Source organism: Micromonospora tulbaghiae, assembly GCF_900091605.1.
GTDB classification, from domain to species: Bacteria; Actinomycetota; Actinomycetes; order Mycobacteriales; family Micromonosporaceae; genus Micromonospora; species Micromonospora tulbaghiae.
The window spans coordinates 141,395-162,908 of the sequence record NZ_FMCQ01000006.1 but is presented as its reverse complement, the minus strand read 5'-3'; the positions used below and the strand labels follow the sequence as shown (position 1 = coordinate 162,908).

The following is a 21,514-nucleotide window of genomic DNA, read 5'->3' as shown; positions in this document are numbered from 1 at the left end:
TCATCGCGAGCCTTGTGGACACCGTTACCACGTGCTCTCATGTGATACACGGGCGCAACATTCGTTTCACCGTATCAGCGGCCTCGACCCCGAGGAGTGAACGTGGAACCGGTAAGCAGACGCAAGATGTTGAAGGCCGGCGGAGCACTGGGCGCGCTCGGCGCGCTGAGCGTCGCCGCGCCGGCACAGGCGCGATCGGCGTGGACCTGGTCGCCCAAGGGATCGGTGGCCGGCGCCGGGGCGGGCGTGGACCCGCGCTGGGTGTGGGACGAGGAGGCCGACCCGCTCGTCGCCTCGCTCCTGGACCGGGGCGACGCACCACTGGTCAACCAACTGCTGCGGACGTGGACGAAGAACGGCCAGCCGCTGCCGTCCGGCCTCCCGGCGGACGTCCGCCAGTTCATCGAACGCGCACGCGTGCTGCCCTCCTGGGTCGACCAGGGCAAGCTGGCCACCGCCGTGCGCTTCAACGAGAAGCGCGGCCTCTACCTCGGCGTGCTCTACGGCCTGGCCAGCGGCATGATGAGCACCGTCATCCCGAAGGAGGCGCGCGCCGTCTACTACTCCAAGGGCGGCGCGGACATGAAGGACCGCATCTCCAAGACCGCCAAGCTCGGGTACGACATCGGCACCGCCAACGCGTACCAGCCCGACGGCTCGATGATCGTGACCGCCGTCAAGACCCGGCTGGCGCACGCCGGCGTGCGTCACCTCCTGCCGCAGTCGCCCGAGTGGGCCGACGTCGCACCCGAGGACATCCCGATCAGCCAGCGCGACCTGATGGTCACCTGGCACAGCCTGCCGACCACCGTCATGCGGAAGCTGACCGACTGGCGGGTGCCGATCCCCGCCGCCGAGTCGACCGCCTTCCTGCACCTGTGGCAGGTGGCCGCGCACATGCTCGGCATCAGGGACGAGTACATCCCGGCCACGTGGAGCGAGGCGAACTCCCAGGCCAGCGAGGTCCTCGACCCGATCCTGGCGCCCACCCGCGAAGGCAACGCGCTCGCCGACATCCTGCTCGGCCTCGGCAGGGAGATCGACGCCGGGCTGCTCAGCAAGCCCATCCTCGGCTCGTTCACCCGGTTCATGCTCGGCAACCAGATCGCCAACTGGCTGGAGATCCCACGCGACCTGCTCTGGGACACGCTCCTGCGGACGAGCTGGGGCCCGTTCATCGCGGTCCGGGAGGCGCTGCTGCCGTTCCCGCTCGCACCGGAGTGCTACTGGCTGTTCGACGAGTTCCTCCGCAAGCTCGCCCTGCTGTTCCTGTCCGAAGGGCAGTCCATCAACATCGAGATCCCGCTCGGCAACCGCGAGTTCTGACCACCGCGTCGCAGCCGGGGCGCCTCCCGTCCCCGGCTGCGGCGACGAGCGCCCGGGTGAGCACCATGACCGCGCCCCTCCCCCCGTTCCTGGGCTACGTGCTGGCCGCGCCGGTCCTCGTGGCCGCCGCCGAACTCACCGCGGCGTACCCGGCCGCCGCCCGGACGCCGTCGCCGGACGTGGCCGGGCTGCTCGGCCTCGGCCAGATCATGACGGCCGCGGCCCTGCCCGGGGCGGCGCTCATCTCCGTCGAGGTCGGCCCGGACGGGACCGTGTCGTTCACGCTGCCGCCGGACCGGTACGACGGCGACACCTCGGCCGCCGAACTGATCGCCGACGGGCTGTCCGTGCCGCGCCGGCGCGTCCGTGTGCCACCGCCACGGCCGGCAGCGGGCCGGACGCGTGGCGCACCCCATCCGGCGGTCGGAACCCGTACCCCGGTCCGGGTCGCCGTGGCGGTGGCCCGGCGGCGGCTGCTGGAGGCCGCGTCGGCGGCGCTCGGCACGCCCGTCGCCGGCCTGCGGCTCGCGGCCGGCGCCGTCACCGACCGCGCCGGCCGCCGCCTCGACATCGGCGCCCTCGCCGGCACCGCGGCCAGCACCAGCACCATCGCCGTGACGGTCGACCTCACGCCACGGTGACCGCCGCCGCCGATTCAACGGCCCCCTGCCGGGTAGCAGTCCGATGGACGGCACCGGAGAGGGGACAGACAGGCATGAAGGCACTGACCTGGCACGGTAAGCGGGACGTTCGCGTCGAGGACGTCCCGGACCCCCGGATCGAGGAGCCGACCGACGCGATCGTCCGGATCACCTCGACCGCCATCTGCGGTTCCGACCTGCACCTGTACGAGGTGCTCGGGCCGTACCTGAAGCCCGGCGACATCCTCGGGCACGAGCCGATGGGCATCGTCGAGGAGGTCGGGTCCGGCGTGACCCGGCTCAAGAAGGGTGACCGCGTGGTCATCCCGTTCAACATCTCCTGCGGCTCGTGCTGGATGTGCGAGCGGCAGCTCTACGCGCAGTGCGAGACCACGCAGGTGACCAGCCAGGGCAAGGGCGCGTCCCTGTTCGGCTACACCTCGCTGTACGGCTCGATCCCCGGCGGCCAGGCGGAGTACCTGCGCGTCCCGCAGGCCCAGTTCGGGCCGATCACGATCCCGGACAGCGGCCCGGACGAGCGCTGGCTCTACCTGTCCGACATCCTGCCCACGGCCTGGCAGGCGGTCAAGTACGCGGACACCCCGCCCGGCGGCACGCTCGCCGTGTTCGGGCTCGGCCCGGTCGGGCAGTTCAGCGCCCGGATCGGCCGCCACCTGGGCGCCGGCCGCGTGATCGGGCTGGACCTGGTGCCCGAGCGGCTGGAGATGGCCCGCCGCCACGGCATCGAGGTGCTCGACGTCAGCCAGCTCGACGACGTGCCCGGCACGCTCATCGACCTGGTCGACGGGCGCGGCCCGGACGCGGTGATCGACGCGGTCGGCATGGAGGCGCACGGCGCGCCGCTGGGCAAGATGGCCCAGACCGCCGCCGGGCTGCTGCCGGACAAGCTGGCCCAGGCGATGACCGACAAGGCCGGCGTGGACCGGCTCGTGGTGCTGCACGCCGCGCTCAAGGCCGTGCGGCGCGGCGGCACCGTGTCGATCTCCGGCGTTTACGGCGGCGAGCAGGACCCGATGCCGCTGATGGAGATGTTCGACCGGGGCATCCAGCTGCGCATGGGCCAGTGCCACGTGCGGCGCTGGGTCGACGAGATCATCCCGCTGCTGGAGCGCGACGACGACCCGCTGGGCGTGGAGGACCTGCGGACCCACCGGCTGCCGCTGACCGACGCGCCGCGCGCGTACGAGATGTTCCAGAAGAAGGAGGACGGCTGCGTCAAGGTCGTGCTCGCACCGTGACCCGGACGGTGGTCGTGACCGGCGCGACCAGCGGGATCGGCCGGGCGACCGCCCGGGAGCTGGCGGGCCGCGGGGACCGGCTGGTCCTCGCGGCCCGCTCCCCCGCCACGCTCGACGAGGTACGCGACGAGTGCCGGGCGGCGGGCGCGACGGCGATCGCCGTACCGATGGACGTGACCGAGCCCGGCGCGGTGGCCGCGCTGGCCGACGCGGCGCGGGCCGAGTACGGCCGCGTCGACGCCTGGGTGCACACCGCCGCGGTGATGGCCTACGGCCGCTTCGACGAGACCCCGGCCGAGGTGTTCGAGCAGGTCGTCCGCACCGACCTGCTGGCCGCCGCCGCGGTCGCCCGGGAGGCGCTACGCCGGTTCCGGGACGCCGGCGGCGGCACGCTCGTGCTCACCGGCTCGGTGCTCGGGCACATCACCGCGCCCTACATGAGCGGATACGTGGCCGCCAAGTGGGGCCTGCAGGGACTCGCCCGCACGCTCCAGCAGGAGGCGCGGGAGACGCCCGGCATCGCGATCTGCCTGGTCAACCCGGGCAGCGTCGACACGCCCGTCTACCGGCAGGCGGCCAACTACCTGGGCCGGATCGGCCGGCCACCGCCCCCGATCGCCTCCCCCGAGCGGGTGGCACGGGCCATCGCGCACTGCCTCGACCGGCCACGCCGGGAGGTTTCGGTGGGACGGCTCAACGTGATCATGCGCTTCGGCTTCACCGTCCTGCCCGGCGTGTACGACGTGCTGGTCGGGCCGCTGATGCGCCTGGCCGGACTGACCCGGCAGCCGGTCGCCGCGCACCAGGGCATCGTGTTCACGCCCAACCCGGCCGGCGAGGCGGTCCGGGGCGGATGGGTGCCCGACGCGTCCCAGGTCGTCCGTGCCGTCGGCGGGCGCGCGGCGACCGTGGCGTCCGCGGTACGCCGCCGGCTGCCCTGACCGCCGCCGCGGACCGTCCGGTGGGCTGTCACGCGGGCGGACCCTCGTGCGGGTGGGCTGTCGCGCGGGCGGACCGCGACGAGGGTGGTTACCGTGTACGACGGGACACGGCGGAGGGACGAGCATGCGGCAACCAACGGGGCGGGAACCGGACCGGACGCGCGGCGGGCGGGTGTGGAAGCTCGCCGGGCTGGCCGCCGTCGCCGGCCTGGCCTGGGTGGCGCGGGACGTGCCCGCCCAGCTGGGCGGCCGGCTCACCGGCGCCCGGGCGGACCGGGCGGCCCGGTCACCGCGCTTCCACGACGGCACGTTCCACAACCCGGCCGGCGCCAGCGCCACGATGGTCGCCGACCCGGGCCGCAACCTCGTCCGGGAGCTGATCTTCGGCAAGCAGAAGCGGCGGCCGGGCAGCCCGGTGCCGCTGCTGCGCCCCGGCGCCGCGCCGGCCGGCGACCCGGCCCGCGAGCTGAACGTCATCTGGTACGGCCACGCCTCCACGCTCGTCGAGATCGAGGGGCGCCGGGTGCTGCTCGACCCGGTGTGGAGCGACAGGTGCTCCCCGTCCGGGCTGGTCGGCCCGCGGCGCATCCACGAGCCGCCGGTCCGCCTGGCCGACCTGCCCCCGCTGGACGCGGTGCTGATCTCGCACGACCACTACGACCACCTGGACATGGAGACCGTCCGCACGCTGGCCGATCTCCAGTCCGCGCCGTTCGTGGTGCCGCTCGGCGTCGGCGCCCACCTTGCCCGCTGGGGCGTACCCGAGCACCGCATCGTCGAACTGGACTGGTCGGAGAGCCACCGGGCCGGCGGGCTGACGCTCACCGCCACCGCCGCGCAGCACTTCTCCGGGCGCGGGCTGCGCCGCGACGGCACGCTCTGGAGTTCCTGGACCATCACCGGGGCGCACCGAAAGGTCTTCTACACCGGCGACTCCGGCTACTTCGACGGGTACGCCGAGATCGGCGCCGAACACGGCCCGTTCGACGTGACGCTCATGCAGATCGGCGCGTACGACCGGGCGTGGCCGCACATCCACATGTTCCCGGAGGAGGCGGTGGCCGCGCACCTCGACGTCCGGGGCGGACTGCTGGTGCCGGTGCACTGGGGCACGTTCAACCTGGCGCTGCACGACTGGTCCGAGCCGGTGGACCGGCTGTGGGCCGAGGCGAAGGCGCGGGACGTCCGGCTCGCGGTGCCGCGTCCGGGCGAGCGGGTGGTGGTGGACGAGCCGCCGGCGGTGGACGGGTGGTGGCAGTCGGTCGCCTGAGCCACGCCGAAAAAGTCGGACAAGACATCCTTCTGCGCATATTTGCGTACTCTGTTCGCTGACGAGTCAGCGGCCGGAGGACAGCATGCAGGTTCGCCTCTCCCCAGGCGTGGAAGATCCCTACACACCCACCTCGCAGGCGAGCGTCGCCTCGGCCGTCAAGCGGGGCGTCGACGTCGCCGTCTCGGCCACGGCCCTGCTGGTGGCGGCGCCGATTCTGGTCGTGGTCGCGGTCGCGGTGCTGCTCGGCATGGGCCGCCCGGTCCTCTTCCGTCAACACCGGATCGGCCGGCACGGCCGGGAGTTCACCATCCTGAAGTTCCGGTCCATGGCGGACGGCGGTGACGCCTTCTCCCCCGGCGACGACCAGGCGCGACTGACGCCCCTGGGGCGGTGGCTGCGGGCGACCAGCCTGGACGAACTGCCCAGCCTGTGGAACATCCTGCGCGGCGACATGAGCCTCGTGGGTCCGCGTCCGTTCCCGACCAGCTACCGCGACCTCTACACACCGGACGAGTTCCGCCGGCACGACGTCCGGCCCGGCCTGACCGGGCTCGCGCAGGTGAACGGCCGCAACGAGCTGGGTTGGGCGGAGCGTTTCGCCTACGACCTGTACTACGTGGAGCGCTGGAGCCTCCGCCTGGACGCCCGCATCCTGGCCCGGACCGCGGTGGCAGTCCTGCGCCGGCAGGGCATCAGCGCGCCCGGCGCCGCCACGGCCCACGAGTTCCGTGGCACCGCCAAGGAGGAGGCGGTGCCGGCGACTGCGGGAAGCGGATCCCGGTGAGCCTCGACCTGGTCGTCGTCGGGTGCGGCGGCCACGGCCGGGAGATCGCCCAGATCGTGGCGGCGGTGAACGAGTCGGCCGCGCGGCCACCGTGGCGACTGGTCGGCTTCGTGGACGACAACCCGTCCGAGCGGAACCGCAAACGCGCCGAGTCGTGCGGCGCCCCCTACCTGGGGACCGTGGCGGCGCTCGGGCAGCTGCCGCCGGAGACCCACGTCGTCCTCGGTCTGGGCGACCCACGCGTCCGGCGGAAGGTGGGCGCGCGGGTCGACACGTACGGCAGGCCGGCGGCGAGTCTCGTCCACCCGGACGCCACAGTCGGCCCGGACGTGGTGTCGGCCGAGGGTCTCGTGGTGTTCGCCGGTGGCCGGATCACCACGAACGTGACAGTCGGGCGGCATCTGCACGTCAACCAGAACGCCACTCTCGCGCACGACTGCGTGGTCGGCGACTACGTCTCCCTGCATCCGCTCGCTGCGGTGTCCGGTGACTGCCGCCTCGACACCGCAGCGCTGATCGGGGCGGGCGCCGTCGTGCTCCCGGGCCTGCGGGTGGGCGCCGGCGCGACGGTCGGCGCCGGGGCGTGCGTGGTGCGTGACGTACCACCGGAGATCGTGGTCAAGGGCGTGCCGGCCCGCTGAGGTCCTCAGAGTACGAAGGCGTCGGTCCACAGCGCGCCGGAGCGGCCCGACAACGCGTCGAGCATCGCCACCGCCTGACCGTCGGTGAGCTGCGCGACGAAGTCGATGATCGCCCGGCCCCGGGCCCGGCCGATCCGGTCCGGGGTACGCGGGTGCAGCTCCGCCTCGGCCAGCTCCACCAGGTCGTGCAGCCGGCGCGGCAGCCGGGACTCCTCGTCCGGGTCCAGCAGCCACTCCCAGAGCGCCTCCACGAGCGTGTCGAGCAGCCGGGCCTGACCGCGCTGGTGCAACGCCAGGTCCGGGCGGGCCAGCACGAACCGGTGGTGGACGAACTTGAGCACCTGCACCTCGTGCCACTGCGCCTTGGCCAGCAGCACGTACCCGGAGCGGACGTCCGGTTCCGGGGTCACGGTGATGGCGTCCACGAAGCGGGTGGACCAGCGGGCGGAGAACCGGGCCACGTACTGCTCCGCCTCGATCGAGCCGTCGAACGGCAGCGCCAGCAGCCCCTCCACCAGCTCCTCGCGGACGTGCTCGACAGCGGCGGCGAACGCCTCGTCGTCGGCGATCCAGCCGTCCTTGCGGTGCAGTTGCCGGCGCAGCCGCTCGATCGCCACCCCCGGCCGCCGGCCCGCCGTCTCCAGCGCCGACGCGGTGATCGACCGCAGGTGCCCGCACTCACGCTGCCAGGCAGTCAACTCGGCCGCCACCGCGCCCTGCTGGAGCACCCCGACGCGGTAGAAGTCCTCCACGTCGTGGATGGCGTACGCGATGTCGTCGGCGGTGTCCATCACCGACGCCTCGGGCGTCTGCTGCCAGTCCGGGATCCGCCCGGCGAACGGCTCCCGAGCCTGCCGCAGGTCGTCCAGCTCGGTGCGGTACGCGCCGAACTTCACCGACCCGCTGTCCGGCTCCTCCGGCGGCGCCGCGGCGCCGCGCGGCGCCGGGTCGAGGTGCCGGGGATGCGGGTCGGGATGGTCCAGCCGGGTCCACGGGTACTTCAGCATGGCGGCGCGGACCGCGGCGGTCAGGTCCAGCCCGGTGGTCGCCGCGCCGCGGATCTCGGTGCTGGTGACGATCCGGTACGACTGGGCGTTGCCCTCGAAGCCGTCGGGCAGCCCGAGGCGCTGCCGGGCCAGCCGGTCGAGCACGCGCTCCCCCAGGTGCCCGAACGGCGGGTGCCCGAGGTCGTGCGCGAGCGCGGCGGCCTCCACCACGTCCGGGTCGCAGCCACCGAGCTTCTCCAGCAGGTCCCGGTGCGCCGGGTCGGCGGTCAACCGCTCGGCTATCGCCCGGGCCACCTGGGCCACCTTCAGGCTGTGGGTGAGCCGGTTGTGCACGAGCAGCCCGGACCCGCCCGGGCTGATCACCTGGGTGACGCCGTTCAGCCGGGTGAAGAACGGCGAGCCGACGATCCGGTCCCGGTCGGCCCGGAACGGGCCGGCGGCCAGGTCGCCGAGCGCCCGGGCGCTGCCGCCGAACAGCCGCCGGGCCCGCGGATCCGCAGGTGCCTCCATGATCGCCACGCTAGCGCAGCCGGCGGCGGGCCGGGCACAGGCGGTCGGAGGCGAACGGCACAATGCAGGGCGGAAACCACCCGAGAAGGCGGATGACAATCGTGACCCAGTCTGTGCACCAGCGGATCGCCGAGGAACTCGGCGTCGCCGAACGGCAGGTGCGGGCGGCAGTCGAGCTGCTCGACGGCGGCGCCACAGTGCCGTTCATCGCCCGCTACCGCAAGGAGGCCACCGGCCTGCTCGACGACGCGCAGCTGCGCACGCTGGAGGAGCGGCTGCGCTACCTGCGCGAGCTGGACGAGCGGCGCGCGGCGGTGCTGGAGTCGATCCGGAGCCAGGGCAGGCTGGACGAGGCGCTGGAGGCGCAGATCCTCGCCGCCGACTCGAAGTCCCGCCTGGAGGACATCTACCTGCCCTACAAGCCGAAGCGGCGTACCCGCGCGCAGATCGCCCGCGAGGCCGGGCTGGAGCCGCTCGCGGACACGCTCCTGGCCGATCCGGCCCAGGACCCGAAGACGGTCGCCGCCGGGTTCGCCGACCCGGACAGGGGCGTCGCGGACGCCGCTGCCGCCCTGGACGGGGCGCGGGCCATCCTGATCGAGCGTTTCGCCGAGGACGCCGACCTGATCGGCACGCTGCGCGAGCAGATGTGGTCGCGGGGCCGGCTGGTCTCCCGGGTACGCGACGGCCAGGAGACCGCCGGTGCGAAGTTCGCCGACTACTTCGACTTCGCCGAGCCGTACCCGAAGCTGCCCTCGCACCGCATCCTCGCCATGTTCCGCGGCGAGAAGGAGGGCGTGCTGGAGCTGACCATGGACCCGGAGGCCGACGGGGACGCCGACGCGACCCCCGGGCCCAGCCGCTACGAGGCGGCCGTCGCCGGCCGGTTCGGCATCAGCGACCAGGGGCGGCCCGGCGACCGGTGGCTGGCCGACACGGTGCGCTGGGCCTGGCGTACCCGGATCCTGATCCACCTGGGCGCGGACCTGCGGATGCGGCTGTGGCAGGCGGCCGAGGAGGAGGCCGTGCGGGTCTTCGCCACCAACCTGCGTGACCTGCTGCTGGCCGCCCCGGCGGGCGCGCGGGTGACGATGGGCCTCGACCCGGGCCTGCGCACCGGCGTGAAGGTGGCGGTGGTCGACGCCACCGGCAAGGTGGTCGCCACCGACACGATCTACCCGCACGAGCCGCGCCGGCAGTGGGACGCCTCGCTGCACACGCTCGCCACGCTCGCCGCCGCGCACGGCGTCGAGCTGGTCGCGATCGGCAACGGCACCGCCAGCCGGGAGACCGACAAGCTGGCCGGTGACCTGATCAAGCGGCACCCGGAGCTGAAGCTGACCAAGGTGGTGGTCTCCGAGGCCGGCGCGTCGGTCTACTCCGCGTCCGCGTACGCCTCCCAGGAGCTCCCCGGTCTGGACGTGTCGCTGCGCGGCGCGGTGTCGATCGCCCGCCGCCTCCAGGACCCGCTGGCCGAGCTGGTGAAGATCGACCCGCGGTCGATCGGCGTCGGGCAGTACCAGCACGACCTGTCCGAGGTGAAGCTGTCCCGCTCGCTCGACGCGGTGGTCGAGGACTGCGTCAACGCGGTCGGCGTGGACGTCAACACCGCCTCCGCGCCGCTGCTCACCCGGGTCTCCGGCATCGGCGCCGGGCTGGCCGAGAACATCGTGCTGCACCGCGACGCCAACGGGCCGTTCCGCACCCGGACCGAGCTGAAGAAGGTGCCGCGGCTCGGGCCGAAGGCGTTCGAGCAGTGCGCCGGCTTCCTGCGCATCCCCGGCGGCGACGACCCGCTCGACTCCTCCAGCGTGCACCCCGAGGCGTACCCGGTGGTGCGCCGCATCCTCGCCACCACCGGGCAGGATCTGCGCGCGCTGATCGGCAGGTCGGCCATCCTGCGCGGCCTGCGCGCGACCGACTTCGTCGACGACACGTTCGGCCTGCCCACCGTCACCGACATCCTGGCCGAACTGGAGAAGCCCGGCCGCGACCCGCGCCCGGAGTTCCGCACGGCGACGTTCGTCGAGGGCGTGGAGAAGATCAGCGACCTGACGCCGGGCATGGTGCTGGAGGGCGTGGTGACGAACGTGGCCGCGTTCGGCGCGTTCGTCGACGTGGGCGTGCACCAGGACGGCCTGGTGCACGTCTCGGCCATGTCGCACACCTTCGTCAAGGACCCGCGCGACGTGGTGAAGTCCGGCGACGTGGTCAAGGTGCGGGTGCTGGACGTGGACGTGCCGCGCAAGCGGATCTCGCTGACGCTGCGGCTCGACGACGAGGCGCCGGCCGGTGGCGGACGCCCGGCGGGCGGCGACGGCCGCCGGGACCGGGGCGGTCAGGGCGGCGGGCCGCGGGCCGGCGACCAGGGGCGCGGCGGCCAGCAGGGCGGGCAACGCGGCGGCGGTCAGCGCGGCGGCTCCGGCGGCGGGAAGGGCGGCGCGGCGCGCGGCGCCCAGCAGCAGCGGTCGGGCCGCGGTGGCGGCGGTCCCGCTCCGGTCAACGACGCCATGGCGGAGGCGCTGCGCCGCGCCGGGCTGGCCTGACACGTTCGGCTGCCCTGCCGGGCTGAGGTCACGAACGACTCAGCCCGGCAGTGCCCTTCGGCAACCGTGACGCGCCGGTTCGCGAAGCTGACACGCGGCAGGGCGGGACGGCTGGCGCGAGGGAGCGGCCAGGGGTGTCTCGGTCCGCGCCGGCCCGGAGGCCGCCGTCGTCGCCGGGCAGCCCGGGTTCCGCGTACCCTCGCCGTCGTGGGGGCCGAGGAGGACGAGCGGTGGCGGGAGCGGCGACGCGACGCGGTGCGGGCGCACGCGGAGGCCGCTGACCGGGAACGCGCGGCGGAGCAGGCGGAGGCCGCGGATCTCGTGGCCCGGTTCGCCGCCGAGGCGCTGCGGCGAGGGCTGCGTGCGGACCGGCTGACCGCTACCGGCCATAACGGGCGCGGGCGCTACCGTACGCGGATCACCGGCTGGTACGTGGACCGGGCGCATAGCCGCGCGGTGGATACCGAGGGGCGCTTCTACCTGCTCACCGTGCCGCCGGGTCTGCGAGCACGGCTGCTCGGGGCCGACCCGCGGCCCAGCGCGCCGCCGCTCGTGGTCGGCCGGGGCGGTCGCGACGGCGAGTCGGTGCCGCTGGCGGCGCTGCTCAGCCGCCGTCTCGACGCGGGCGACGACTGGCGCTGACCGGGCCGGGTCGCTGATCGGCCCGCTGCCGCGGCACGGCGTGCGCGGCCCGCCGGGCGACGTGCCGCCACCAGCACAACTGGACCACCAGCGTGAGTAGCCCGGCGAGCACGATAGCGGCCAAGTTGATCACCAGTTGGAGGGCGGAGCCGGCCGCCTCGTGCCACACGCCGTACGCGGACGCGACAGCCACGTTTGCCGCCGCCGGCACGGTGGTCACCGAGATCAGCACGCCCACGAGCGACCCGGACTTCTTCGAGGTCAGCGACAACATGCCGGCAACGCCTGCGAGCAGGCCCACCACCCATGACAATGCGTCCGGGCGCCAGATGAAGTCGGTCATCGGCCGTTCCGCCAGCAGCATGTCCCGGCCGACCAGGCCGGCCGCGGTGAGCGCCCAGGTGCTCAGCACCGTGGCCGCCATGGCGACGACGAAGCCGACGGTCAGCGCCTGCACCGAGCGGCCGACCACGCGCGGCTGCCGCCGTAGCAGCGCCACGCAGAGCGCGGCGAGCGGCCCGAACTCGGGGCCGACCACCATCGCGCCGACGATCAGGATGGGCTGGTCGAGCAGCACGCCGATTCCGGCGATCATGGTGGCGACCACGATCAGGGCGAGGAACGTGCCGGTGAGCACCGTCTGCTCGCCGGTCTTCGCGGCGATCTCGTCCCAGACCACGGCGTCCTCGCCGTGCCCGGGCGCCTCCTCGGCGGCCCGGTCGGCCGCCTCGGACAGGGTCAGCTCCACGTCGTCGGCGGCGATCGCGCCGTGCGCCTCGACGCCGAGTTCCTGGAGCCGGCTCAGCACACCGTCGGCGCTCTCCCGGACGACGTCGCAGGTGATGTAGTCACCGGCGGGCTGGCGGGCGGCGCCGGGCAGCACCACGAGGTGGGTGACGCCGGGATCGGCGGCCAGCAATTCCACGACCGCTGACGACTGGTCGCTCGGCGCGATCACCCTCAGGTGCAGCACTCGGGGCTCCTGGATCGTCGATTCCTGGCAGGGCCGCCGAACTCTACTCGGTACCAGGGGCACGTGTTGCGACCCGACGCCGCCGCGCGGCACGATCGTGTGCTTTTCGGCATGAACCCGGCGTACGCCATCACTCCTCGACTGGTCGACCGTTTTACCGTCCGTGACCCTTCGCTGCCACGACCGTGATCCCACTGCGGGGACGGAGGCTCGATGACCGGCCGGATCTACCTGTCCCCGCCCGATGTCGGGCCCCTGGAGGAGTCCTACGTGCTCCGCGCGATCCGCTCGGGCTGGGTGGCGCCGCTCGGGCCCGAGGTGGAGGCGTTCGAGCGGGAGGTGGCGGAACGTGTCGGGGCGACGCACGCGCTGGCCCTCAACTCCGGCACGTCCGCGCTGCACCTCGCCCTCCTCGTCCTGGGGGCCGGGCCGGGAAGCGTGGTGGTGGCACCGACGATGACGTTCGCGGCCACCGCCAACGCCGCTGTCTACACCGGTGCCGAGCCGGTCTTCGTCGACTGCGACCCGGCGACCGGGAACATGGACGTGAGCGCGCTCGCCGAGATGCTCGACATGCTGACCCGGGCCGGCGAGAAGGTCGCTGCGGTCCTGGTCGCGGACATGTTCGGCGCCTGCGCCGACTACGACGAGCTGCTGCCGGTGTGCGAGGCGGCGGGCGTGCCGGTGGTCGAGGACGCCGCGCAGGCGCTGGGTGCCACCTACCGCGGACGTCCGGCCGCCACCTTTGGACGGCTGAACGCGCTGTCGTTCAACGGCAACAAGATCATCACCACGTCCGGCGGAGGGATGCTGCTCTCCGACGACGAGGCGTTGCTCGCCCGCTGCCGGCACCTGGCCACTCAGGCGCGCGAGCCCGTGCCGCACTACGAGCACGTCGACGTGGGCTACAACTACCGGCTCAGCAACCTGCTCGCGGCCCTGGGCCGGGCGCAGCTGCACCGGCTGGACGGGATGATGCGCCGCCGCCGGCTGCTGCGCGAGCGCTACGCCAAGCTGTTCTCCGGCGTGCCCGGGGTACGTCTGCTCGGCGACGGGGACGAGGGCTCGAACTGCTGGCTGACCAGCATCGTGGTCGACCCCGAGCGGACCGGGTGGTCGGCTGCGGAACTCGGGGCGCACCTGGCCGCGCGGGACATCGAGACCCGGCACGTGTGGAAGCCGATGCACCGCCAGCCGGTGTTCGCCGGGTGCCGGGCGGTCGTGACGGGCGCCTCGGACCGCCTGTTCGCCCAAGGGCTCACCCTGCCCAGCGGCTCCGCCCTGGACGACGACCGCCTGGCGCGGGTCGTCGGCGCGGTCGAGCAGTTCCTGGACGCCCGGTGACGGCCGGCGCGGACATGCGCCCACTGCGGGTCGTCGTCCTGCTGAAGACCGACCAGGGCGGACTCTGGATCGTCCCGCAGGTGGAGGAACTCCGCCGCCGTGGCCACGAGGTGGTGGCGGTCCTGCCGCGTCGGACCGGGCGACTGACCGAGGAGCTGCGGCGGCGAGGTGTCGAGGTGCACGACTCGCCGTTCGACTTCCGCTTCCGGCCGCGCCCGTCGACGCTGCGGGACCTGTGGCGGCTCCGCCGCCTGATCAGCCGGCTCCGTCCGGACGTGCTGAAGTACCACCTCTACGCGTCCGCGCTCGCCGCCCGCTTCGCGAGCCTGCGCCTGCCGCTGCGCCGGGTGCACATGGTGGCCGGGCCGCTGTACCTGGAGTCTCCGCTGATCAAAATCGTCGAGCGGGTGTTGTGGCGGCTCGACGACGTCACCATCTGCGGCACCGGCCACACCTCGGGCCTCTACGGCGCGCTCGGGTGTCCCGCGCCCCGGCGACCGGTCGTCACCTACGGCGCCCGGACCGCGCACTTCGCCGACCTGGCCGGCTCAGCCGACCGGCGGGAGGTGCGGGCCAAGGCGCGCGCCGAACTCGGCATCGAGGAGGACGCGTTCGTCGCCATCATGGTCGCCTACGTCTATCCGCCCCGGAGGCTGGTTCACCAGGGCCGCGGCATCAAGGGTCACGACGTGCTGCTGGCGGCCTGGCGGGAGTTCCGCGCCGACCACCCGGACGCCCGGCTGCTCCTGGTGGGCGCCGGTTTCTCGGCGGCCGGAGAGGCGCACCGGCGCGAGTTGATCCAGCGCTTCGAGGTCGATCGCGACCCGAGCGTGACATGGCTGACGTCGGTGTCGGACGTGCGCGACTGCTACCGCGCCGCCGACGTGAGCGTCAGTCCCTCCCTGTCCGAGGGACACGGCGCCGCCTGTGAGGCGGGCGCCACCGGGGTGCCCAGCATCGTCAGCGACGCCGGCGGTCTGCCCGAGACCGTCGACGAGACGACCGGCTGGGTGGTGCCACGCAACGACGTGGCGGCGCTGGTCGCCGGACTGCGGCAGGCCTACGACGAGTTCACCGACGGCCGGCTCCGGCTGCGGGGTGAGCGGGCCCAGCGGTTCGCGCTGCGGCACTTCGACAACACGCTTGCCGCCGGCGATGTCGCCGACGTGGTGGAGGCCGCCTGCCGGACCGGCGGGAGAGCCTGATGCGGGTCGTGGTGACATCGGAGTCGCGCTTCAGCCGGACTCCGGACGGCGCGGTCTGGGTCGAAGCAGGCCCGGACAACGCGATCTGGCGACGGTACCTGGTCGCCTTCGACAACGTACGCGTCGCCGCCCGGGTGCGGGACGTCGCGCAGCGACCGGCGGCCGCGGCCCGGGTCGACGGGGACGGCGTCGACGTCTGGGCGTTGCCGTACTACGTCGGGCCTCGGGGTTACCTGCTGGGACGGCGGGCGATCGCCGCAGCGGTGTCCGCCGCGGCGGAATCCCGGGACGCCGTGGTGCTCCGGGTGCCCTCGCCGATCGGCTCACTGCTGGCTCGGGCACGCGACCGGGCCCGCCTCCCGTACGCGCTCGAAGTGATCGGGGATCCGTACGACGTGCTCGCCCCGGGGGTGGTCCGGCATCCGCTGCGGCCGCTGCTGCGCACGCTGTCCACCCGGACGCTGCGCCGGCAGTGCCGCGAGGCCGCCGCCGTGGCGTACGAGACGGAACGGCGCCTGCAACTCCGCTACCCCGCGTTGCCGACCACGCCCACGGCCGGCATCTCCAGCGTCGACCTGCCACCGGCGGCGTTCGTGCCGCAGGCCCGGCCGGTCCGGCAGCTTCCGCCAGTAGCGACACTGGTGTCGGTCGGCTCGCTCGAACAGCTCTACAAGGGAGTCGACACGCTCATCTCCGCGCTGGCGCTGATGCCCGCCGACGGGCCCCGGGCCCGGCTCGTGCATGTCGGCGTGGGCGCCTACCGTCCCCATCTGGAGCAGTTGGCCGCCCGATCGGGAGTGGCCGACCGGGTGAGCTTCACCGGCCCGCTACCCGACGCCGACGCGGTCCGCCGCCAACTGGACTCGGCGGACCTGTTCGTGATGCCGTCGCGTACCGAGGGCCTGCCCCGGGCGCTCATCGAGGCGATGGCCAGGGCACTGCCGGCGGTCGGTTCGACCGCCGGCGGCATTCCGGAGCTGCTCGAACCGGACTGCCTGGTGCCGCCCGACGACCCGGCCGCGCTCGCCTCCACAGTGACCGCGATACTGGCCGACCCGGACCGGCTCGCGGCTGCCTCGGCCCGCAACCTCCGCCGGTCCCGTGACTTCTCCGCCGAGACGCTCGACGCCCGCCGGGCGTCGTTCTACCGGGCCGTCGCCGAGACCGCCGCCGGCCGGGTGGGCCGCAGAGCACCGGTTTCCCTTCCGTCCGCACGCTGACATCCCGCGCACCGGACGGCACACGCATCAACCGCTGCGGGCGCCCTCCGGTCGGGACCGTTCAGGTGACGGGACGCTGGACGCCCCCTCGCGCGGCGTCCCGGAGGATGTCGAGGTAGCGGCCGAGCTGATCCTCGCGGAACAGCCCGTCGAGCGCAGCGGCCGGGACTGCCGGCACCCGTCCGGTACGTTCCTTCACGGCGAGCCACTCCCGCAACCGGGCTGCGATCGCGGCCGGGTCGTTCGCCACGACCCCCGCGCTCCGTTCGCGCAGCAGGCGTGCGGCCACGCCGTGCTCGTAACCGAGCAGGAGGACGGGGCGGCGGGCCTGGAGGTAGTCGAAGATCTTGCCGGTCACCGTGCCGGCGTCTCGCGGATCGTTCCACATGAGCAGGACGAGCGCGTCCGCGTCCGCCTGGATCCGCCACGACTTCTCCGGCGAGACCTGGCCGAGAAGGGTGACGGAGTCGGTCACGCCGGCCCGTTCGGCGGCGGCGCGGGTGATGCCGTGGTCCTCCCCCGCGAAGATCAGGTGCACCTTCGCTGCGTCCGCTCCGAGCAGGGCGATCGCGTCGATCAGCGGGCTCGGATCACGCTTTCCCGGATAGATGTAGCCGGTGTGTGCGAGCGTCAGTGTGGTAGCCGACGCCTCGACGCCGACCGAGGTCGCGAAGGACTCCATCGGTACGGGCCGGCGGTCGATGCCGTTCATCACCACGTGCGTCTGCACCCCGAAGGTGCGGTGGATCGTCTCGGCCAGCGGCTCCGAGACCGTCACGCACGCCGCCACGGTCCGCAGCACGCGCCGCTCCAGCCTCTTGTCGACCGCTCGACGCAGTGCGGAGCGCACCCAGTACTCGTTGCCGACGGACCACAGGTCCCGGTAGTCAGCGACCCATGGCACCCGGAGCCGCCGGGCGAGTGCGGCGGCCACGACGAATCCGGAGAAGGGCGGGCCGGACACCAGGATGACGTCCGGGCGCCATCCGGCGGCGCCCCGGTCGAAGTTCTGTACCGGTGGCCGGATCCAGTTGAGCTGTGGATCCGGCAGCAACAGTTCCATGCCGGCCTTGACCAGGAGTCGATCGGCACTGGAGCGGATCCGCCCGAGCCGGGACGGCGGTGGGGTGGCGCCGTCCGGCACCGGCTCTCCCGCACTCCGGCCGGGCCGGCGGAGCCGCGGCGACGGCGCGATCCGGATCAGGTGCTCCTCGGGCACCGGGACGGGCGCGCCGCCCTGGTCGGCCCCGACTGCGGTCAACACCCGGACGTCCCACCCCTGCTGCTTCGCGAACGCCGCGAGGGCCGCGGGCCGCCGTGCGCCGACTGTCTCCGCCGGCGGGAAGTGATAAGAGACGATCAGCAGGCGCGGTGCCGGCTCCGGATCAGCGTTCCTCATGAAGGGATAAACGATTTCTTTCCGTGCAGGACGTGACGGAGAACGTGAATGCCTCAGCTCTGCGGCACGAGTTCCGGCGCGGGGCGAGCACGGCCGGCGTCCCGGCCGGCCGCCGTCACGACCCGCAGCGACATCAGCCACCCGACGCCGTATGCCAGCGCGCCAGACACCCCGAACACCCAGACCGCGGTCAGCGGTGACCCGCCCGTGAGCGCCACCACCGAGACGGCTCCCGCCACCACCGCGACACGGCCCGCGTCCCAGGCGAGTTGCAGAGCTTGGCGTTCGAACACGACGAGCGTCTGCGACAGCGGCGAGACGACGAGCTGAGCCGCCATGAAGACGGCCAGGGCCTGGGCGTAGGCGCCGCTGCTGTGCCACTGCGGACCGAAGACCAGGCTGAAGGCCGCCGGCGCGCCGACCAGCACGAGCAGTGCGCCGGGACCCGCGATCAGGGCCAGTCTCCGGCTGGCGTCGAGGAACACGCGCCGACCGCGCCGGGGTTGTTCCCGGGCGATCCGGGCGACCTCCCCCAGGTAGACCTGGGCCACCGCGGACGCCACCAGGGCGGCGGGCATGGCGATCACCCGCTGGGTAAGTCCCAACCAGCCCGCCACCGTGGAGCCGTAGTAGTAGGCGATGAGCAGCACCGGCAACTGCGTGCCGAGAACGTTGAGCAGACCGGACGGGGCCAGGAGAAACGGGAAGCGCCGGTACCGACGTGCCACCGCCGGCAGGCGTGACGTCCGCCGGCCGGCCCCGGCGGCCGCGCCGCGCCGGCGGGCGTCCCGGAGCAGGACCGCGGCGGCCGCGACCTGACCGAACCCGAAGCCGAGCGCCAGGCCGCCGGGACGAAGCCCTGCCCCACCGGCCACGATCTGGGTGACCACCACCGACAGAGACTGGAAGAGGTTGCGCCGGCCGATCGCCCCGTAACGCCGATGCCGCACCGCGAACTGGTTGAGCACGAGGACGACACCCATCGCGGCGGCGGAGGGCGGCACCACCCAGAGCCAGTGGGCCAGCTCGGGCTGACCGAACCAGCGGGCCACCCGGTCCCCCGCCAGCACGACGACGAGCGAACCCAGTACCGCCGTGCCGGCGGCCGCGACGAGACCGAGCCGCACCAGCGCACGGGCGTCCTCCTCGCGCTCGGGCAGCGGAACGGCCATCTCGAACCGGAGCGCGGCCACCGTGCCCACCGTGACCACGAGCGCGGCGACCACTGCGAGGACGCCGAAGTCGGCTGGGCGGTAGAGCCTCGTCAGCAACGGAACCGCTGCCAGCGCCAGCAGCTGACCGCCGGCCGATCCGGCGGCGATGCCGAGTACTCCGCGTCGGCCGCTGGACATGGCGAGCCGCGCCCGCCACCTCACCCAGCGACCCCCCGGCCGGACGGCGTACGGACTCGTCTGGCGCGGGCCCGTACGCCGGCGGGCAGTGTCGCGCCGGCCAGCACGAGCACGCCGAGCGCCAGCGCGGCGAAGAGCGGTCGGCCGGCGTTCACGTCTCCGGAGGTCGACACCGCGACCACATTGAACGCCAGTACGGCCAGCACGAACCCGGCGACCGGGTCGCGTCTGGACGCGCGCCACAGCCCCGCCGCCACGACCACCGTGGCCAGGATGAAGGCTCCGCCCACCAGCCAGCCCGCCTCGGCCGGCAGTTCCAGCCACAGGTTGTGCGGATAGTTGTGGATCAACATGCCGGAGTAGTCGCCCCAGTTGCCATAGCCGACACCACCGGGATGCTCGGCGATCATCGGCACGCTGACCTCGCGCATCTCCGCGCGGGCGGTGTCGAACAGCTCCTCGCTCGGGTCGGTCAGGAGCGCGTAGACCCGGGGCGGCAGGATCGACGGCAGCGCGACAACGGCGGCCACCAGAGCGCCCATCAGACCCACGCCGACCCACTCGCGCCGGCCCCGCCGGATCTTCAGACGGAACCCGGCCAGCACCAGGACGAAGAGGGCTACCACGGTGGCCAGGAGCGGTCCCCGGGAGCCGGTCGCCAGGAGACCGAGGCCGAGGAGCACGGCCAGGCCCGCCGCCCACCAGGCCGCCACCCGCTTCTGCAGGTAGAGCCAGGTGAGCGCGACGAACGCGCCGCCGATGGCCCGGGCCAGCCAGATCGGGTTGGAGCCGAAGCCGTCGGCCCGGCCGTCCTGCGGATCGCCGTTGAGCGTGGCGATCGCGAGCACGACCCCCGACAACACGAACACGGCGGCGAACATCTCGACATCGCGTCGCCCGCGTAGCACCGCCACCGCCAGCGTGGCGAACACGGTCAACGTCACGAGCAGCAGGAACTTCTGCCGGCCGTAGTCCGTCTCAGGGGGGTGCAGGATCCCCGGCGCCGCGAGGACGCCGAAGATCACGAGGGTCCAGAAGATCATGGTCCGGGCACGCGTGGCCGGACGGAGGATCTCGTGCAGGAGCAACGGCACCGCGAGCACCACTGCGGCGATCAGGAACCCGCGGCCGACCAGACGCGGGAACTGGTCGAAGTTGAGCAGCAGCACCACGGCGGTGGCGCGCAGCACCGCCGAGACGAGACCATTCGTGCGCCACGCCGGCGTCTCCACCCCGACGAGCCCACCGGGGCTGCCGGGGCCGCGGACCGTGCCGATCGCCGACGACCGGCGGCTGTCCTGCATCACCATCACGTTCAAGCCTCCTGCGGCACCGGCCGTCCGGCCGGCGAGGTGGAGAAGTGGGCGACGAAGGGCCGCCCCACAAGCGTGCGGAAAACCGTCACACCGCCCGATCGGAGCGGTAGCGCACGAGGTTGGCCGGATCGAGGAACCACTCGACCGTCGCCTTCAGACCCTCGTCGATGCTGGTGGCCGGCTGCCATCCGGTCCGCGATCGGAGCAGGCCGGCGTCGCCGAGCAGGCGTTCCACCTCGGATTCCGCGGGACGGAGCCGGGACTCGGTGACCACCACCTCCGGCTGGACGCCGAACATCGCAGCGATCTTGCGGACCAGGTCACCGACCGAGGTCTCCCGGCCGGTCGCTGCCTGGAACACACCGCCCACGACCGCGTCGTCCGGCGCCGTGCCCACGGCTTGGAAGGCCGCTACGGTGTCCGTCACATAGAGCAGGTCGCGGGTGGTACGCAGCGCGCCGAGCCGGACCACCCCGCCACCCTTCGCCAGCTGGCTGATGATGGTGGGGATGACCGCCCTGGTGGACTGGCGGGGGCCGTACGTGTTGAACGGGCGGAGCGTGACCACCGGGAGGCCGAAACTGAGGTGGTAGCTCTCGGCCAGCTTGTCCGCGCCGATCTTCGAGGCCGAGTACGGCGACTGACCGCGCAGCCGGTGCTGCTCGGTCATCGGGACGGTGGTGGCGGTCCCGTACACCTCGCTCGTGGATGTGACCACCACCCGGCCCACTCCGGCCGTCCGCGCGCTCTCCAGCACGTTGAGCGTGCCGGTGATGTTCGTGTCCACGTAGGACTGGGGGGCGAGGTACGAGTACGGGATGCCGCCCAGCGCGGCGAGGTGGTAGACGGTGGAGGCGCCGTCGACGAGCCGCTGCACCATCCCCCGGTCGCGGATGTCGCCCGCGACGACCTCGACGCCGGCCAGTTGGTCCGGGCCGAACGTGTCCAGCCAGCCGTGCGACCCGGCGCCGTTGTAGCGCACCAGGGCACGTACCCGGTGGCCTGCGGCGGCGAGCGCCTCGACCAGGTGGGATCCGATGAAGCCACCGGCTCCGGTCACCACCACCGGGCCGCCGGTCGAGTCTGCCGTCATGGTTCGCTCCTCCTCTTCACCGGTCCGGGCAGGACCGGCACC

Annotated in this window: 18 protein-coding genes; 12 read left to right on the top strand and 6 right to left on the bottom strand. The window is 73.4% G+C overall.

Features of this window, described 5'->3' with window-relative positions; translation table 11 throughout:
• The first annotated feature begins 126 nt into the window (after positions 1–126).
• The 7 genes from GA0070562_RS18875 (at position 127) to GA0070562_RS18845 (ending at position 6,865) form a co-directional block, all read left to right on the top strand.
• Entirely contained in the window at positions 127–1,326 is a 1,200-nt protein-coding gene (locus GA0070562_RS18875; RefSeq protein WP_225853077.1) for an oxygenase MpaB family protein, read from the top strand.
• A 65-nt stretch (positions 1,327–1,391) separates the two neighbouring features.
• Complete coding sequence (locus tag GA0070562_RS18870) at positions 1,392–1,967, top strand: isoquinoline 1-oxidoreductase (RefSeq protein ID WP_091424531.1); 576 nt, start codon at positions 1,392–1,394, stop codon at positions 1,965–1,967.
• A 74-nt stretch (positions 1,968–2,041) separates the two neighbouring features.
• Positions 2,042–3,226 (top strand): zinc-dependent alcohol dehydrogenase, encoded by a 1,185-nt coding sequence (locus GA0070562_RS18865; protein ID WP_091423722.1) that lies wholly within the window; start codon positions 2,042–2,044, stop codon positions 3,224–3,226.
• The gene (locus GA0070562_RS18860) at positions 3,223–4,167 is read left to right on the top strand and encodes an SDR family NAD(P)-dependent oxidoreductase (RefSeq protein WP_091423719.1); all 945 of its coding nucleotides are present in this window, start codon (positions 3,223–3,225) and stop codon (positions 4,165–4,167) included. Before GA0070562_RS18865 ends, GA0070562_RS18860 begins: the two co-directional genes overlap by 4 nt.
• A gap of 124 nt (positions 4,168–4,291) precedes the next feature.
• Entirely contained in the window at positions 4,292–5,437 is a 1,146-nt protein-coding gene (locus GA0070562_RS18855) for an MBL fold metallo-hydrolase (RefSeq protein WP_091423715.1), read from the top strand.
• Between the two features lie 109 nt (positions 5,438–5,546).
• Positions 5,547–6,224 carry a sugar transferase gene (locus tag GA0070562_RS18850; protein ID WP_091423712.1) on the top strand — a complete coding sequence of 226 codons (678 nt, stop codon included), beginning with the start codon at positions 5,547–5,549 and terminating at the stop codon, positions 6,222–6,224.
• Positions 6,221–6,865 carry a NeuD/PglB/VioB family sugar acetyltransferase gene (locus tag GA0070562_RS18845; protein WP_091423709.1) on the top strand — a complete coding sequence of 215 codons (645 nt, stop codon included), beginning with the start codon at positions 6,221–6,223 and terminating at the stop codon, positions 6,863–6,865. The genes GA0070562_RS18850 and GA0070562_RS18845 overlap by 4 nt, the downstream gene beginning before the upstream one ends.
• A gap of 5 nt (positions 6,866–6,870) precedes the next feature.
• Here the strand turns inward: GA0070562_RS18845 and GA0070562_RS18840 are convergent, their stop codons facing one another.
• On the bottom strand, positions 6,871–8,382 hold the full coding sequence (locus GA0070562_RS18840; RefSeq protein WP_091424528.1) for a deoxyguanosinetriphosphate triphosphohydrolase family protein: 1,512 nt from the start codon (positions 8,380–8,382) through the stop codon (positions 6,871–6,873).
• Between the two features lie 62 nt (positions 8,383–8,444).
• Here GA0070562_RS18840 and GA0070562_RS18835 point away from each other — a divergent pair, with 62 nt between their 5' ends.
• Together GA0070562_RS18835 and GA0070562_RS18830 are read left to right on the top strand one after the other, a co-directional pair.
• Positions 8,445–10,928, top strand: coding sequence for a Tex family protein (locus tag GA0070562_RS18835; protein WP_091423708.1), 2,484 nt, complete (start codon positions 8,445–8,447; stop codon positions 10,926–10,928).
• Between the two features lie 207 nt (positions 10,929–11,135).
• Positions 11,136–11,570, top strand: a complete 435-nt coding sequence (locus GA0070562_RS18830) for a hypothetical protein (RefSeq protein WP_091423705.1) — start codon at positions 11,136–11,138, stop codon at positions 11,568–11,570.
• Here the strand turns inward: GA0070562_RS18830 and GA0070562_RS18825 are convergent.
• Positions 11,533–12,543, bottom strand: a complete 1,011-nt coding sequence (locus GA0070562_RS18825) for a DUF389 domain-containing protein (protein WP_091423702.1) — start codon at positions 12,541–12,543, stop codon at positions 11,533–11,535. The genes GA0070562_RS18830 and GA0070562_RS18825 overlap by 38 nt on opposite strands.
• A gap of 213 nt (positions 12,544–12,756) precedes the next feature.
• Between GA0070562_RS18825 and GA0070562_RS18820 the strand changes: the two genes are divergently transcribed.
• Genes GA0070562_RS18820 through GA0070562_RS18810 form a run of 3 tightly spaced genes read left to right on the top strand, consistent with a single transcriptional unit; the run spans position 12,757 to position 16,312 of the window.
• A complete protein-coding gene (locus GA0070562_RS18820) occupies positions 12,757–13,887 on the top strand; it encodes a DegT/DnrJ/EryC1/StrS family aminotransferase (protein ID WP_091423698.1) in 1,131 nt (376 codons plus the stop codon).
• Positions 13,884–15,092 carry a glycosyltransferase family 4 protein gene (locus tag GA0070562_RS18815; RefSeq protein ID WP_091423694.1) on the top strand — a complete coding sequence of 403 codons (1,209 nt, stop codon included), beginning with the start codon at positions 13,884–13,886 and terminating at the stop codon, positions 15,090–15,092. The genes GA0070562_RS18820 and GA0070562_RS18815 overlap by 4 nt, the downstream gene beginning before the upstream one ends.
• Positions 15,092–16,312 (top strand): glycosyltransferase family 4 protein, encoded by a 1,221-nt coding sequence (locus tag GA0070562_RS18810; protein ID WP_091423691.1) that lies wholly within the window; start codon positions 15,092–15,094, stop codon positions 16,310–16,312. Before GA0070562_RS18815 ends, GA0070562_RS18810 begins: the two co-directional genes overlap by 1 nt.
• Before the next feature lie 61 nt (positions 16,313–16,373).
• Here the strand turns inward: GA0070562_RS18810 and GA0070562_RS18805 are convergent, their stop codons facing one another.
• The 4 genes from GA0070562_RS18805 to GA0070562_RS18790 form a co-directional block, all read right to left on the bottom strand.
• Positions 16,374–17,711 carry a glycosyltransferase gene (locus GA0070562_RS18805; RefSeq protein ID WP_091423688.1) on the bottom strand — a complete coding sequence of 446 codons (1,338 nt, stop codon included), beginning with the start codon at positions 17,709–17,711 and terminating at the stop codon, positions 16,374–16,376.
• Positions 17,712–17,764: 53 nt separating this feature from the next.
• Positions 17,765–19,087, bottom strand: a complete 1,323-nt coding sequence (locus tag GA0070562_RS18800) for a lipopolysaccharide biosynthesis protein (RefSeq protein ID WP_139135470.1) — start codon at positions 19,085–19,087, stop codon at positions 17,765–17,767.
• On the bottom strand, positions 19,084–20,373 hold the full coding sequence (locus GA0070562_RS18795; RefSeq protein ID WP_091423681.1) for an O-antigen ligase family protein: 1,290 nt from the start codon (positions 20,371–20,373) through the stop codon (positions 19,084–19,086). Before GA0070562_RS18795 ends, GA0070562_RS18800 begins: the two co-directional genes overlap by 4 nt.
• Before the next feature lie 91 nt (positions 20,374–20,464).
• A complete protein-coding gene (locus tag GA0070562_RS18790; RefSeq protein ID WP_091423678.1) occupies positions 20,465–21,472 on the bottom strand; it encodes an SDR family NAD(P)-dependent oxidoreductase in 1,008 nt (335 codons plus the stop codon).
• Between the last annotated feature and the right edge of the window lie 42 nt (positions 21,473–21,514).

Excerpts from the sequence above, each read along its gene's own strand:
- GA0070562_RS18820 (WP_091423698.1), top strand. The coding sequence starts at position 12,757 with ATGACCGGCCGGATCTACCTGTCCCCGCCCGATGTCGGGCCCCTGGAG.
- GA0070562_RS18870 (WP_091424531.1), top strand. The coding sequence starts at position 1,392 with ATGACCGCGCCCCTCCCCCCGTTCCTGGGCTACGTGCTGGCCGCGCCG.
- GA0070562_RS18795 (WP_091423681.1), bottom strand. The coding sequence starts at position 20,373 with ATGGTGATGCAGGACAGCCGCCGGTCGTCGGCGATCGGCACGGTCCGC.
- GA0070562_RS18865 (WP_091423722.1), top strand. The coding sequence starts at position 2,042 with ATGAAGGCACTGACCTGGCACGGTAAGCGGGACGTTCGCGTCGAGGAC.
- GA0070562_RS18840 (WP_091424528.1), bottom strand. The coding sequence starts at position 8,382 with ATGGAGGCACCTGCGGATCCGCGGGCCCGGCGGCTGTTCGGCGGCAGC.
- GA0070562_RS18810 (WP_091423691.1), top strand. The coding sequence starts at position 15,092 with ATGCGGGTCGTGGTGACATCGGAGTCGCGCTTCAGCCGGACTCCGGAC.
- GA0070562_RS18790 (WP_091423678.1), bottom strand. The coding sequence starts at position 21,472 with ATGACGGCAGACTCGACCGGCGGCCCGGTGGTGGTGACCGGAGCCGGT.
- GA0070562_RS18875 (WP_225853077.1), top strand. The coding sequence starts at position 127 with ATGTTGAAGGCCGGCGGAGCACTGGGCGCGCTCGGCGCGCTGAGCGTC.
- GA0070562_RS18835 (WP_091423708.1), top strand. The coding sequence starts at position 8,445 with ATGCAGGGCGGAAACCACCCGAGAAGGCGGATGACAATCGTGACCCAG.
- GA0070562_RS18805 (WP_091423688.1), bottom strand. The coding sequence starts at position 17,711 with ATGAGGAACGCTGATCCGGAGCCGGCACCGCGCCTGCTGATCGTCTCT.
- GA0070562_RS18855 (WP_091423715.1), top strand. The coding sequence starts at position 4,292 with ATGCGGCAACCAACGGGGCGGGAACCGGACCGGACGCGCGGCGGGCGG.